The organism is Paenibacillus pabuli (assembly GCF_039831995.1).
Taxonomy (GTDB): Bacteria; Bacillota; Bacilli; order Paenibacillales; family Paenibacillaceae; genus Paenibacillus; species Paenibacillus pabuli_C.
Genome location: NZ_JBDOIO010000003.1, coordinates 3384560 through 3397820 on the forward strand (window position 1 = coordinate 3384560; position 13261 = coordinate 3397820).

At 46.8% G+C, this 13261-nt stretch carries 15 protein-coding genes; 4 read left to right on the forward strand and 11 right to left on the reverse strand.

The window, feature by feature from the left end; all coding sequences use genetic code 11:
• Positions 1-42 precede the first annotated feature (42 nt).
• Together ABGV42_RS17220 and ABGV42_RS17225 are read left to right on the forward strand one after the other, a co-directional pair.
• Positions 43-1464 carry an MBOAT family O-acyltransferase gene (locus ABGV42_RS17220; protein ID WP_347382731.1) on the forward strand — a complete coding sequence of 474 codons (1422 nt, stop codon included), beginning with the start codon at positions 43-45 and terminating at the stop codon, positions 1462-1464.
• A gap of 16 nt (positions 1465-1480) precedes the next feature.
• On the forward strand, positions 1481-2692 hold the full coding sequence (locus ABGV42_RS17225) for an alginate O-acetyltransferase AlgX-related protein (RefSeq protein WP_347382732.1): 1212 nt from the start codon (positions 1481-1483) through the stop codon (positions 2690-2692).
• Between the two features lie 99 nt (positions 2693-2791).
• Here the strand turns inward: ABGV42_RS17225 and ABGV42_RS17230 are convergent, their stop codons facing one another.
• From ABGV42_RS17230 to ABGV42_RS17260, 7 genes are all read right to left on the reverse strand, one after another.
• Positions 2792-3238 carry a hypothetical protein gene (locus tag ABGV42_RS17230; protein WP_347382733.1) on the reverse strand — a complete coding sequence of 149 codons (447 nt, stop codon included), beginning with the start codon at positions 3236-3238 and terminating at the stop codon, positions 2792-2794.
• The gene (locus tag ABGV42_RS17235; protein ID WP_347382734.1) at positions 3235-3684 is read right to left on the reverse strand and encodes an SMI1/KNR4 family protein; all 450 of its coding nucleotides are present in this window, start codon (positions 3682-3684) and stop codon (positions 3235-3237) included. Before ABGV42_RS17235 ends, ABGV42_RS17230 begins: the two co-directional genes overlap by 4 nt.
• 30 nt (positions 3685-3714) lie before the next feature.
• Positions 3715-4374, reverse strand: coding sequence for an Imm41 family immunity protein (locus ABGV42_RS17240; protein WP_347382735.1), 660 nt, complete (start codon positions 4372-4374; stop codon positions 3715-3717).
• Positions 4375-4523: 149 nt separating this feature from the next.
• Positions 4524-5594: an ABC transporter permease gene (locus ABGV42_RS17245; RefSeq protein ID WP_347382736.1), complete on the reverse strand. Its 1071-nt coding sequence runs from the start codon at positions 5592-5594 to the stop codon at positions 4524-4526.
• The gene (locus ABGV42_RS17250; protein ID WP_347382737.1) at positions 5591-6466 is read right to left on the reverse strand and encodes an ABC transporter ATP-binding protein; all 876 of its coding nucleotides are present in this window, start codon (positions 6464-6466) and stop codon (positions 5591-5593) included. Before ABGV42_RS17250 ends, ABGV42_RS17245 begins: the two co-directional genes overlap by 4 nt.
• Entirely contained in the window at positions 6447-7301 is an 855-nt protein-coding gene (locus ABGV42_RS17255) for a hypothetical protein (protein WP_347382738.1), read from the reverse strand. The genes ABGV42_RS17250 and ABGV42_RS17255 overlap by 20 nt, the downstream gene beginning before the upstream one ends.
• Complete coding sequence (locus ABGV42_RS17260; RefSeq protein ID WP_258377517.1) at positions 7276-7848, reverse strand: RNA polymerase sigma factor; 573 nt, start codon at positions 7846-7848, stop codon at positions 7276-7278. Before ABGV42_RS17260 ends, ABGV42_RS17255 begins: the two co-directional genes overlap by 26 nt.
• A 429-nt stretch (positions 7849-8277) precedes the next feature.
• Between ABGV42_RS17260 and ABGV42_RS17265 the strand changes: the two genes are divergently transcribed.
• Positions 8278-8664: a hypothetical protein gene (locus tag ABGV42_RS17265; RefSeq protein WP_347382739.1), complete on the forward strand. Its 387-nt coding sequence runs from the start codon at positions 8278-8280 to the stop codon at positions 8662-8664.
• A 121-nt stretch (positions 8665-8785) separates the two neighbouring features.
• On the opposite strand, the gene ABGV42_RS17270 is transcribed toward ABGV42_RS17265, so the two are convergent.
• The 4 genes from ABGV42_RS17270 to ABGV42_RS17285 form a co-directional block, all read right to left on the reverse strand.
• Complete coding sequence (locus tag ABGV42_RS17270) at positions 8786-9367, reverse strand: hypothetical protein (protein WP_347382740.1); 582 nt, start codon at positions 9365-9367, stop codon at positions 8786-8788.
• Positions 9368-9371: 4 nt separating this feature from the next.
• Positions 9372-10955, reverse strand: coding sequence for a glycosyltransferase family 39 protein (locus ABGV42_RS17275; RefSeq protein ID WP_347382741.1), 1584 nt, complete (start codon positions 10953-10955; stop codon positions 9372-9374).
• Positions 10956-11125: 170 nt separating this feature from the next.
• Positions 11126-11512, reverse strand: a complete 387-nt coding sequence (locus ABGV42_RS17280; RefSeq protein ID WP_110755630.1) for an iron chaperone — start codon at positions 11510-11512, stop codon at positions 11126-11128.
• A 50-nt stretch (positions 11513-11562) separates the two neighbouring features.
• Positions 11563-12258, reverse strand: a complete 696-nt coding sequence (locus ABGV42_RS17285) for a M48 family metallopeptidase (protein WP_255248029.1) — start codon at positions 12256-12258, stop codon at positions 11563-11565.
• 138 nt (positions 12259-12396) lie between these two features.
• On the opposite strand from ABGV42_RS17285, the gene ABGV42_RS17290 reads away from it, so the two are divergent.
• Positions 12397-13164 carry a GNAT family N-acetyltransferase gene (locus tag ABGV42_RS17290; RefSeq protein ID WP_347382742.1) on the forward strand — a complete coding sequence of 256 codons (768 nt, stop codon included), beginning with the start codon at positions 12397-12399 and terminating at the stop codon, positions 13162-13164.
• The last annotated feature ends 97 nt before the right edge of the window (positions 13165-13261 follow it).

The following is a 13261-nucleotide window of genomic DNA, read 5'->3' on the forward strand; positions in this document are numbered from 1 at the left end:
ATGCACGCTGTATTCTTATATGATCCTCAAGGAGGAAAGGCAGTGCTCTTTTCCAGTGTCGTTTTTTTATTTTATTTTCTGCCGCTTGTACTGGGGCTTTATTACGTACTGAGATTCTCGGTCACGATCAAAAATATGCTGCTGCTTGTCGCGAGTTTATTCTTCTATGCTTGGGGTGAACCCTGGTTCGTCCTGATCATGCTGGCCTCTATCTGTTCCAACTATGTCTTCGCTCTGCTCGTGGACAAGTTCAGGGAAAGGCGCAATGCAGCCTACACCATTATTACTATGATGCTGATCGTCAACCTCGGCATGCTGTTTGTGTTCAAATACCTGGTTTTTGCGCTGCGTATTGTGAATGAAAATACGAGCTTCGGACTCAGCATTCCGAACATTGCACTGCCGCTGGGTATCTCCTTCTTCACCTTCCACGGTATCTCTTACGTCATTGATGTCTATCGTGGACACGGCGCTGTACAGAAAAATCTCTTTTACGTCGCATTGTACATCTCCTTCTTCCCTCAGCTTGTTGCCGGACCGATTCTGCGGTATAACACGATTGCGGATCAGATGGTAAACCGGAAAGAGAGCTGGGACAAGTTCGCGGTAGGCTGCTGCAGGTTCATTGTGGGCTTGGGTAAAAAGGTGCTGTTATCGAACAGCATGGCTATTGTCGCCGATCACATCTTCAGCATGGGAGGCACATCTGAAGTGTCCTCCAGTTTGGCGTGGCTTGGGGCGATTGCCTATACGCTGCAGATATATTTCGACTTCTCCGGGTATTCCGACATGGCCATTGGTCTCGCATTGATGTTCGGCTTCAAGTTCGAGGAGAACTTCCGATATCCGTACATCTCCAGATCCATCACTGAATTCTGGCGCCGCTGGCATATCTCGCTCGGTACCTGGTTCAAGGAATATGTATACTTCCCGCTGGGCGGTTCCCGCGTTACCAATAAGGACAAAATGATTCGTAACCTGCTGATCGTCTGGGGACTTACCGGCGTATGGCATGGTGCGGAGTGGACATTCGTCGTGTGGGGGTTAATTAACTTCGCGTTCATCGCGCTGGAGAAAATCTTCAGCTTTGACAAAGGAACACGCTTCATCCCGCTGCGGCATCTCTACGCCATGTTTATCGTCGTGATTGGCTGGGTTATCTTCCGGTCGCCGGATCTGCTGCAGGCAGGTCATTATCTGGGCAATATGTTTGGACTGTACGGCAATGGGTTCTGGAGTGATACAACAGGGATGTTCCTCAAGGAATATGCATTCTTCTTCATTCTGGGTATCCTGTTCTGTATGCCGATTGCCACTCGGATGAACAAACTCATGGTTGATGGCGCCCGTTTCCGCAAACCGCTGGAGCTGGTCTATCCGCTGACGATCATTCTATTATTCCTGGTCTGCGTATCGTATCTGGTCAAGGGTACATATAATCCATTTATCTATTTTAATTTCTGAGAGAAGGCACACAAGCATGCATAACTTTCTTGCCAAAAAGAGAATCACCGCTTTCCTCTTCATACTTGTGCTGGTGACGCTCTCTGTTCTGAATATCATTCAGTCCTTCGGCCCGATCAAACAAACACTGGCCTCCGGAGACTACGATATCTCTGAAACCAAAGGACTGATCCACCAGCTGGATGCGGACATCAATGATCATGTCTTCGAGAAGTTTGGATTCGTGGAAGCCTACGGATACTTGCAATCCCTGATGTGGAAAAACGAGGAGAACAATTTCGAGGTTGTCAGAGACATGGAGGGCAAGCTGCACTATACCTATTTTGCCACCGGGCCAACGTACACAAAGGATCTGTCCGACCGGGTTGCTGCGCTTGAAGCGCATTTGGATCCACAAACGAAGCTGACCTATGTCATGACGCCGGACAAATACGTGCGTGGCTATACTACGTTCCCGGAAGGCATTCCGTACAACTATAATAATGAAACTGCTGATGGCTTCCTAGCCAATCTGGAACAGGACGGCATTGATACCCTTGATCTGCGGGAGGGATTGCTGGAGAGCGGCATTCCGCCGGAGGATCTGTTCTTTACAACCGACCATCACTGGAAAATCAGGACGGCGTTCTGGGCCTTCGGCCAGCTCGTGAATCATATGGACGGCATGTACACGAAGTCGCTGGACCCGGATCATTATTTCACAGACATTCATAACTACAATGTGATTCCATACGAAGACATCTTTATCGGATCGCAGGGCCGCAAGGCTGGTAAATACTTCGCGGGTGCAGATGACTTCGACCTGATCTATCCGAAGTTCAAGACAAACTATTCCTTCTACTTCAAGACAGGCGAGACCGAAGCTGCACTTAATGGACGCTTCGAGGATGCGCTGCTCACCACCTACCCGCTCAATGTGCAGGGAGCCACATATGATCTGACTGCGGACAAGTATTTCACGTATCTGTACGGGAATCAGGGGATTGTTCATGTGGTGAACAAAGATAATCCGAATGGTCTGAAGGTCATGTTCATCAAGGACTCCCTCGCCGTGCCGATGATCTCTTTCCTGTCCACGGTTGTGTCCGAAATCTACGTCATCGATCCGAGGTATTACACCGAGGACATTATGGATTTTGCCAGCAAGACGGAACTGGATCATGTCTTGGTATCGATCTCGCCACAGGATCTGGTGGAAGAATTCTTCCCTTACGGGGCGAACAATTAAGTCAGTGAACGATCATACGATCAAGTAAAAAAAGGGTAACCCAAGGCCAATCATGATTTGGCAGACAGGGTACCCTTTTCTTTTTGTGATTCAGTAGAATCAGTTTTGTTCACGCTTTATCCTCTGTTCCTTGTAATAGTGCAGCACGTCAGGCGGGCAGCCTTGAAATGCACGTTCCTTGCCGTATTCATAGGCCTGATGCAAATAAGAATACGCCTCGTCATGCTGTTCCAGTCTCATGCAGACGGTCCCCAGCTCAATGAGCGGACCCGTATTAATATCCGATCCTCGCGTTTGCAGCGATAATTCCGCCCAGGGCTTCGCCAGCGCATACTGTCCCAAGTCCATATGTGCATTCGCATGACAGGATGCAATCCAGCTCGCTATTTCCCATTCGGTCTTTGGCTCAGGCAGCATCCCCCAGGCCTGATCATAATAGATCAGTGCCTGTTCATGCTGCTGCGTGTCGTCCAGCACATTGCCTGCTTCAACGGTTTCAATAATCTGTCTCTCCAGTTCAGGATGTTCCGATGTCAATTCCTTCATATCGCCTTCTCCTCCTTCAGTTCGAAGTACCACTCCAGAAATGTATTAAAATCAGGCCACTCGGGGCGGCTCTCCCCGTTCAAGAAAAGTTCAATCGACTCACCAAGCTCTACAAGCACCACTTCACCGGTTTGCCGATTATAGAAAAATCCTCCCTCCCCTTCAAAGCTATCCAGCGGTATGTAAGCTTCAGGCAATCCGAGGGTGAGCTGGGCCACCGTCATGTCTTCCAAATACACAGTATTCTCCATCACCCAGCAGATCTGATAGATCTCCTGATGTCTGCTATAGAAGGTCGGGCCATCATCTGCATACAGATAAAACTGCGCAAAATCAGACTGAAGATCAATATTCAGCTTCTTCAGTGCTTCCTCATACTCCTTCGGTACATTTTCATGCCACCACCCCTTGCCTTGGCAAAACTCAATAACTTTACTAGATAACATATTCATCCTCCTAATCAACTGACGGCGTAATTATGATCGATTCAGTGCAGAACGGTAGGGTGCATAAGTACTCATTACCCATTCATGGAACAATTGGTGAGCGCTGCTGGCATCGGGGGCATGGAAGAGATAGGTTCCTTCCACCTCCCGGCGGCTCAATTTGGAATCAACTAAGTCTCTGTCGTCTTCTTCATTCAACATAATTTGGTACGTCCCATCCTCCTCGCGGAATCCGAGGGCGTGCACATTCGTTTCTTGTTTATAATATCCGAGCTGCAGTATTGCTGGTTGTTCGTTAGCCAATATACCGGCGAAGGCCGGGTTCGGAAAGTGCTCATCGAAATGGGATTCATCCGGGACAATTCCCTGATAAAAGCCGTTAACCACTTCGCCGAGAAGGCTCACGATATGATGGGCATTAACGTAAGGGAAATGTTCAATTTCGTAGACATCGGAGTCCGAGTGATGCCACTGCAGGTACTCCATGATTTTGGAATAGGTGAAGCTGACGGCCCCCGCTGCTTCCCGATTCAGCGGTTGGTCCGCAGTGAGACGGGTCAGTTCCATAATACTATTCACATATCTCCAGAATAACAACTGATCAAAACGCGCTTCCTCATGAAGCATGTATAAAAAGGTATTCTCTTCCGCCCGCGCGTTGCGCATGAGCTCCTGGAGCGAATGTTCCATATGACTTATACCTCCGAAAACGTTTATAACCAATGTATCAAAATTGAAGAATGTTTGGAAATATCACATCCTGTTCCTTCATATAAAAGAAGCCCGCATGTCTGCGGACCCCAATTGAATATCTATTCATCTCACCTAGAAGGCTTCGATCAGGAAAACACCTCGCGGGTACGGAATGCACGATACATGCCAAATACAACGCCAATCGTAATAACAGCCATAATAATCATATATATAGTCAAATAGGACAGTTCCAATCCAAATACGGAGTAGCTCGCTGGTGCTTGAAATAACCTCGTTACCCGCATCATGGTACTGAATGAAAACTCCTCAATCCACTTGGCCCATCCCGGGTTGAAGTTGAGCACATCGAATGCCAGATAAGGCACACCTACAATCGCAACATTAATGACCATGGCAACAAACGACGTTGAACTGAGCGTAGAGACGCATAACACAACAAAAGCAAAGACCAGACTGCCTGCCAAGTGAGTGACCAGCTGGACTCCATAATACTGAACCGCAGATAGCCGATAAGGAGAGAAATCATAGTAAAAGCCCTGAAAATACATCCCAACACTCTGGAGAGGTGTATCTGCTCCAGCCAAATTTCCAAACCTTAACCAGTAGATCAACAGGTTGACTCCTGTAAACAATATGACGCATAGCACGACATAAAGCATGGAGGCCATCAATTTAGCCGATACAACTTGGCTTCTCCCCCGTTTGCTGCTGCGCAGTAATGCTGCGGTTCCTCGTGCATATTCCTCTGCAAATACAGGTGCCAGTCCGAGCAGAATGATGATCATCATGAAGAGCACTCCAAATTGATCAATGTATTCCAACAGATAGCCCCATGGCTTATTGTAATGAATCTCGGAGACGGTTACGGTTCGTTCTATGGCATTTCCGCTGTCATCATATCGGGTGTAGTTTTTGGTGGATTCCGGGGAGAACATTGATATTTCATAAAATACGCCATATCGAGTCTGGTTCTTTTCGTCACTGTAACCCTCGGCTAGCATCTGATCCCGTGCGGTCTGAACCTTCTCCTCCGTAATGGCTCCTTCATAGGGCTTATAGTATGATGTACCGTTCAACGGCCCGGGATGCCCGAAACAGGCATATAATGCAAGAAGCACAAGCAGTCCGGCGATTGCCAGATAAACGCTTTTACGCGTAATGATTTTAACAAATTCATATTGGGTTAAACGAATCACGATGTCGCCTCCTCGTCAAAATAGTGCATGTATACGTCTTCGAGACGAGGAGTTTCCGGTACAGCTTGCGGTACAGGCTGCTCTTTGGCCAAGATTCTGGCTACGATGCCGTCCGACTGATAGGACAAGCCACTTACCTTAAAATGCGAGGTCAGCTCAGCAAGCTGCTGCTGCGTTAACGTTGCCTTCCACACACTGCCCTGCATCCTGTTCATGATTTCCTCAGGTGTGTTCCGAGTGATCAGTTGACCATTATTCATCAGAATCATTTCCTTACACGAAAACTCCAGGTCAGAAATAATATGCGTCGATAACAGAACAATCCGGTCTCTTCCCAGCTCGCCGATAATGTTACGGAACCGAATACGCTCCTTGGGATCCAGGCCAGCCGTCGGTTCGTCGAGAACCAGAATGTGCGGATCATTCAGCAAGGCTTGAGCAATACCCAATCTCTGCCTCATGCCCCCAGAGAACGTACGGATTTTATGCTGGGCCTGCTGTTCCAGATCCACCATCCGTAATGTCTCCTGCACGCGAACAGCGGCCTGAGGTACACTCAGCCCTTTGAGCGAACACATGTACATGAGAAATCGATGAGCAGTGAAACGGTTATAAAATCCGAATCGCTGCGGCATATATCCCAGTAGACTTCGATAGCGATCTCCCATCCGCTCAATCGGTTGTCCATCCAGCAAAATCTGGCCGGATGTTGGCTTGGCGATATCGACAAGCATGCGAAGCAGCGTTGTTTTGCCCGCTCCATTCGGTCCGAGCAGACCGTAAACACCACCGCTGGACAGCTCCAGCGAGAATGATTTCACAGCCCACTTGTTCCTGTATTTCTTGGATACATTATCCATGGTCAATATCAAAGGAATAACCTCTTTCTGTTTGTGATGTATATTTACGCGACATCTGGCGTATTTGGCTGATCAACAGCAGGATTCCGCATATGGCAAGCACGATAAGCACTGGCGTTTGAATCGAATGCACTAGACTGATGAATCGTGGATCGCTCAATATTAGCCAGATGAGTCCGAACCATCCGACCAAAAAAAGGCTAACGGCTGTACCACCCCGGACACGCATGGCCAGCCACAAACTAGCTCCTGCAGCAACCATCAGTTGGGCGTACCAGAGAGCAATGACACTCCATGAAATGGAACCACCAGTCCCCCCGGATATGGCTAGCATAAGCAGCAGTACAAACACCATATTTGCTGAGAGTACAACGATCAAGCGGGTTAGCATTAGCTGCTGCGATGTTATTTTGCAGGTGAGTTCCATTTCCATCAGTCCCTGATCCCGGCCTTTAAACACTTCCAGCAGCCCCAGAATAAAAGGAACAGGTACCATAACAATCCCGCTCATGTAGGGATCGATCTTGCTGTGCCCCCCTAACCAGAAGCCAATGATCAGGAGCAGCGCACATATTACCCAGTAGGATCTGTGAAAAATCGCGACCTCTCCTCGAACAACCTGGAGCAATTCTATAAACGTCCTCCCTGGTGAGGGTTGTAAATGTTCGTTCATTTGGTCCACCAGTCCAGGCATATATGCCTCCAGTGTCCGGATCGTCTGATCAATCTCCATCTCGGAAGGAAATTCAACCGCATATTGATCCAGATAAGGGGCAATCTCGTTGAATTCTTCCATCTCGAATTCAGTGGTGTGCTTCTTTTTATCTTGGTTTTCGGTACGTTTCATCCCGCTCACCTCCCACAATGATCTCCTTCAACTTGGCTATCCCCAAGCGTATACGTGATTTCACCGTCGATTCGTTGGTTCCCGTCAGCTCGGCGACTTCCCTGATCTTCAGCCCGTTGTAATAATTTAAAATAACCGCGTCCCGCTGCTGCTCAGGCAAACGTAACACTGCCTGCCTAACTTGATCATTCTGAAGCCGTTTGTAGAAGATATTCCACACGTTCTGATGCTCACTGGCAGGGAGCGCCTCTTCGGTTAACTCGCTTTCCCTGTTTTGCTGTTTGAATTCGCGTCCGCGAAAATAATCCATGCAATGATTCACTGCAATTTTCAGCAGCCAGTGACTGAATTTTCCGTTATCACGGTAACTGCCGAGTGACTTCATCATTTTTACAAATACCTCTTGGGTCAGATCGTAAGCGGTATGATAGTCTCCCGTTTTCCGGTACACATAAGTAAATATCGAATGATAATGCCGCTTCACCAATACTTCCATTGCAGCCCGGCTGCCTTTGCGAATCTCATGAATCAACTCTTCATCATCCAACGCTCCCTCACCCCCTCAATTCAATTAACGATAACTTGCTCATAAAAGATCAAAAATGTTTAATTCATTTATTTGGAAATTAACAAGTGGGATGCACCAACTAAATGCAGCTACTTTTTTATTCAAATTGTCCTCAAGTTGAATTCCTTATTCTGTTGAAACTTTCTCTACTGCCTTTCGTCTAATTACTAATAAACAACAAAGGAGATGACTATGCGAATAACCTGCAGCCCTGCATATGCTGGAAAAATGATTGGGACCATTGACCTTCAACCATCGAAGTTTATAAAAGGGATCTCAAACACCAGCCAAATTACCGATCATGTTGATCCTGAACGCATTGCAATTCCCTACATAGAAGACACTAACTTTGGATCGCATTTAGATGCTATGACAATCATGAAGGGAACCTATAAGGAAGAGTTTCATTTGAGCTATGATGTGGAATATACAATTGATGTGGATAAAAAAGGGTACATCACTCAATTTGAACATACGTTTCCCTTGGAACGCTATATTGATCTTGTCGCAACACAATCCTATAAAGTCATTAAAACCAAATGGCGCGGGCAAGACTATCACGTGATGACTTACAGCTACATGGAGGAAGTATGTAACCCGACTAACGTCATTTTCAGATGTAACGCTGCGGAAGACGTATTCGTCGTTGCTGAACTTGCTCCCTACCGTATCGATGGTGTGGTCGTACAGCCCAACCATGTTTATCTTCACCTTCGTGCATTAATTTCAGCCAGAGAGGATCTCTATCCGATCGATTACATGTGTGAACCTGATTTTGACCTGAGCCTGGATTAGATCTGACCATATATGAAGAGAAAGAGCACAAGACTCTCCCTTTTACTAGGTAGCCTGTGCTCTTTTAAATTGGATCGGCATCAAATCTTCTCGCAAATCCCTTCATCGCTGTCTTTATCTCTTATTCAGACTGGATAACTGCCATTCGTTCCACTGTCTCCGTGTTCTCCTTATACCATGCCATGACGACATCTCCCTCTTTCAGATCAGATACCTGAATTGCCCCGTTGGCATCTGAACTGGTGTTACCACGTCCTCCCATCTCCATACCTTGAGTGATACTAACATCCACATTCAGCTTTAATTTCATTTCAACGCCAGTTTCATTGATCCCCCTGCTTCCGCTGCCAGGAGCACCGTCCTGCTGACCCTGATTATTGGAGTTCTGTGAAGAGAAGCCCTGAAACTCAAGTAATGCTAGAGTAACGGTATCTCCGTCTATCGAGACAATCCTGCCTGTAAGATCGGCATTCATTGCAACACGCATATCATCCGGTCCACCTGTTCGGTCATTCATGCCTCCGCCTCTCTGCATTCCTCCGTTCATGCCTGGGCCACCATTTATCATTCCCCCGCCATTCATGCCTTGCGCAGTACCGGTATTCGTAATTTTTTGGGCTGTAATGACATCACAGGCGGCAAGCAGAACAGCACAGCCTGCCAGCAGGATTAGAACAGATGTGAAATAATAATTTTTTCGCATAAGATCACCTTTTTCCCAGGGATGGCCGTCCCCAGCCGAGTTTTCTTTGGAACATCAATTCATACGTATCTTTGAATCCCAGATAGGACAACACGATTAGCAAAGGGTATACCGGATAGATATAGCGCGATTTGATCTCCCACAGGATATAAAAACCGATAAATCCGAGAACCACCAGAATCAGAGAGACTTCATCATATCGCTTAAGACGAATCCCCCGGACCAACCGAACGGAAATAAAACAGTACATCAGGAAGTTCATCACATATACGACCCAAAGCACACCCGTTCGATAGACTGAATCCCCCTGGAACAGGTCCGTTACCCCATTGGTGTAACTATAGGAGCCAGCAATTCCGCCTGCTCTTTCTCTTCCCATGCCTGAGGCACTTTCATTGCCGATTCCGTATCGATCCATCTGGTACGTCCCTTCAGTCCAAGTCCATATGATCTTTTTGTAATACATCTGAATCAGTTCGCTGGCACTCGCTTCCGACAGCTTCGATTCAATCTCCTGCTTAAATAGTGCTGTGCTATCAGCCTTATTGTAATTGGCCTGTCTCTGATAGATTTGGTAGCTCTCCATATTGTCCCAGAATCCGAATCGTTCGAGGTTAATCCCCATGTTCAGCCACATATAGACGGGGGCCGAATTCTCGCCGACCGGTTCTTTTACCGTACCTGTGGACTGCAGCACGGCATTCTGGGTCCAACCTGGGACATTAAACAGAATAGCCATTACGGCGATGGAGCCCAGCACCTTCTTGAACCCGATACTCCGTATGTTCAGCAGGATGTACAAGATAGCGGCAATCAGCACAATGGCGCCGATACTGCGGAAGTAGTTCCCGATGGCGAGAAGAATCGCAGCACAGAGAATAGCCTTCCATGATTTTTCGCGTACAAACCGGAGCAAAAAATATAAACAGGATGTCAGAAATGCCGTCGCAATAACATCGTTATAAATCAGGTTGTTCAAGAATAAGGAAGGCAAGTACGTCGCTGCAAAAATCAAAACGCCGTAATCCCGTTCCGTAGATTTGGGGTTCAGCTGCTTATAAATGAGATAAACCATGAAGGTGGTCACCGTTGAAAAAAGGATATTAAACAGCTTGATCACCAGGTAGTTATCCGGGAACAGGTACAGCAGTGTTTTTAAATAGAGCACGATGGAAAAGTTAAACGGGAACATGTGAAGATATCCACCCGTTTCAAACGAGGAATAATCCTGATCGTAGAGCATGCTCATCGCCAGAGAAACGACCGTCTGAGAGTCATCTGTCGGCACTCTTGGAAACACAAAGATAATTGCGATCTGAATCGCCATGGAACATAGCAAAACTACCGGGATGACGACCTTTGGACTGTACTTGTTCAATCTCAGGCAGAGACGGTATAGCCCGATACCCATTAACAGAAGCAGGATGATGACCGGAAGGAAAATGCTCCATTGCTGGGTTCCCAGGATCGGATTGTCTCCATAAAGGCCATAATTATACTGCGCCCGAACGAATAAAGACGACACAATAAACAAACCAACAAAGAAAATAAGAATGAGATAAAGCGTCTTATGGATCACCTTAGACATGCCAAAACTCCTTTTCGAGTACAGGATTCGAAAACAGTATAATGGCTCTAACTGAAAAATCGCTGAATTCGAACTGTCGGCTATCGCTGACCCCACGAACATGATTTAAAACACAAATAAGACCGCCCTCTTCACCAGAGATAGCGGTCTATCTATTCCTCTAATATAAGCTACTTCTTTCGTTTCTTCTCCGCGGCCTTCTCTACATTTTCCTTCACCCGAAATTCCACAATCCGGCGGATAAGCTCTTCCGGCAAGGGTTGATTCAGGGGGAACTGCACCGACCCTTTAGCGCCTTTGTAGACAGAGAGTTCATCCCGGAATGCCTCGATTCCGCTGGGAGCAGGATAGAATCCGATATGATTCTTATATGCAGCAAAATGGACCAGATTTCCGTGCTGCGCATACGTTGGCATCTGATAGCTAATCTTCTCCTCCGCATTCGGAGCCGCTTCGCGAATAATTTGTCTTAATACCTGCAGTCTGACCTGTACATCCGGAGCGAACCCCGAAATATATTCATCGACCAGTGCAGAATAATGGTTACCCTCAGCCATCCTGAACTCCTTCCACCACGATTCATGGACTCGTGATATGGATTTATTTTTCACAACGTCATGGCCCGGCCATTGCGCATCAGATAATCTTCCTTCGTCTTGTAGTCCGGCATGATACTGCCAACGCGGCGCCAGAAGGAGCGATCATGATTCATATGATGAATATGGCACAGCTCATGGATAATGACATAATCAATGACTTCCGGTGGTGCCATGGCCAGACGATAGTTAAATGTGAGTTTTTTGTCCCAGCTGCAGCTGCCCCACTTGGTGGGGGATTCCACAATGTCTATGGACTTTGGCTTGACCTTCAGCTCCTGTTGATATGGACCAATGCGTTCACCAATGACTCTCTTACACTCGGCAAAATAAAATTTCTTCAGATTCGCCCGCAGCTCATCCTCGGACAACCCTTCAACCTTAATTAACTCATGCAGTGCATATTCCTTGCCCAGAAACAAAAACTTCCCGCTACCTTCTTCTTCGTAGTCTTTGGCCTGCGGTCCTTCCAGGGCCTGCTGCATTAGCGCCGATTTCTTCAATATGATTTCACCATGCTGCTCTACAAGCTGCTGAATCATCTCATTGCTCGTGCCATTAGGTGCCTTAATCGTTACCATGTAGGGCAGGTCCATTGTGATGGAAACCTTCTTGCCTTTGCCATATACCACATGGCATTGAATGATGTGTTCGTTTAGTTTAATCGTTAGCATGCTGTGCTCCGCTTCTTTTTTTAATCCATTCATTACGATTGTATATCATCCTAAGGTAATCTGCACAAACAACACATAAATATTTGTTAAATAAAACTGTATTATTATTCACTATTATGTATTATTATTTAAAAATATTGAATTCAGTCTCATATAAATGGAGGATACCGTATGAAGCAAATTACTGAGAATGGACACAAAATCATTGAGGAATTATCCCTCAATCACTGGCAGTCCTTGTCTACCTTGTTCTATGATGGATGGATTTTACGTTTTGCCAACGGATACACGAAGCGTGCCAACTCCATACAACCCATCTATGATTCTACCCACGATGTGTTTGCCAAGATCGATGAGTGCGAGCGAATCTACGCATCCAACCAGCTGAGTACCATTTTCAAAATCACACCGTTTAGCCAGCCGGATCACTTGGATCAGCTTCTGCAGGACAGAGGGTTTACCCTTGTGGATCACACCAACATGCAGGTGCGCAGTCTGGAAGAGCTGAAGGAACCGGAGTACCCTTTTGTACAAATCGATGAGCAGTTGACCCAAGAGTGGCTGGATCACTTTTGCCGATTGAATCAGGTACATGAAGGGAAGCGGAGAACAATGACACAGATGCTGTCCAATATCCGTACAAGCACAGGTTTCATTTCTCTCTCGGTTGATGGGCAAGTCGTTGCCTGTGGCCTGGGCGTTGTTGAACGTGGCTACATTGGCTTGTATGATATCATAACGGATGCCGCATACCGGAATCGCGGGTTCGCTGAACAGATGATATTACATCTCTTGCATTGGGGGAGAAAACAAGGCGCCACATCCAGCTATCTGCAGGTTGTAGCCGGTAACGCTCCCGCTATAAAGCTCTACGCCAAGCTGGGCTATTCGAAAATCTACTCGTATTGGTATAGAGTTAAGGCACTCCACGAATCTTGATCCACATCCCTGCCCCGAACTCCAGTTCATCAGACATCCTTAGATGCACCTTATCGTATTAAAAAATGCCTTTCTTAAAAAACAAGAAAGGCATTTC

Bases quoted from the DNA above. Each gene is read 5' to 3' on its own strand.
- ABGV42_RS17225 (WP_347382732.1), top strand. From the start codon at position 1,481: ATGCATAACTTTCTTGCCAAAAAGAGAATCACCGCTTTCCTCTTCATA.
- ABGV42_RS17230 (WP_347382733.1), bottom strand. From the start codon at position 3,238: ATGAAGGAATTGACATCGGAACATCCTGAACTGGAGAGACAGATTATT.
- ABGV42_RS17235 (WP_347382734.1), bottom strand. From the start codon at position 3,684: ATGTTATCTAGTAAAGTTATTGAGTTTTGCCAAGGCAAGGGGTGGTGG.
- ABGV42_RS17240 (WP_347382735.1), bottom strand. From the start codon at position 4,374: ATGGAACATTCGCTCCAGGAGCTCATGCGCAACGCGCGGGCGGAAGAG.
- ABGV42_RS17255 (WP_347382738.1), bottom strand. From the start codon at position 7,301: ATGAAACGTACCGAAAACCAAGATAAAAAGAAGCACACCACTGAATTC.
- ABGV42_RS17270 (WP_347382740.1), bottom strand. From the start codon at position 9,367: ATGCGAAAAAATTATTATTTCACATCTGTTCTAATCCTGCTGGCAGGC.
- ABGV42_RS17275 (WP_347382741.1), bottom strand. From the start codon at position 10,955: ATGTCTAAGGTGATCCATAAGACGCTTTATCTCATTCTTATTTTCTTT.
- ABGV42_RS17280 (WP_110755630.1), bottom strand. From the start codon at position 11,512: ATGGCTGAGGGTAACCATTATTCTGCACTGGTCGATGAATATATTTCG.
- ABGV42_RS17285 (WP_255248029.1), bottom strand. From the start codon at position 12,258: ATGAATGGATTAAAAAAAGAAGCGGAGCACAGCATGCTAACGATTAAA.
- ABGV42_RS17290 (WP_347382742.1), top strand. From the start codon at position 12,397: ATGAAGCAAATTACTGAGAATGGACACAAAATCATTGAGGAATTATCC.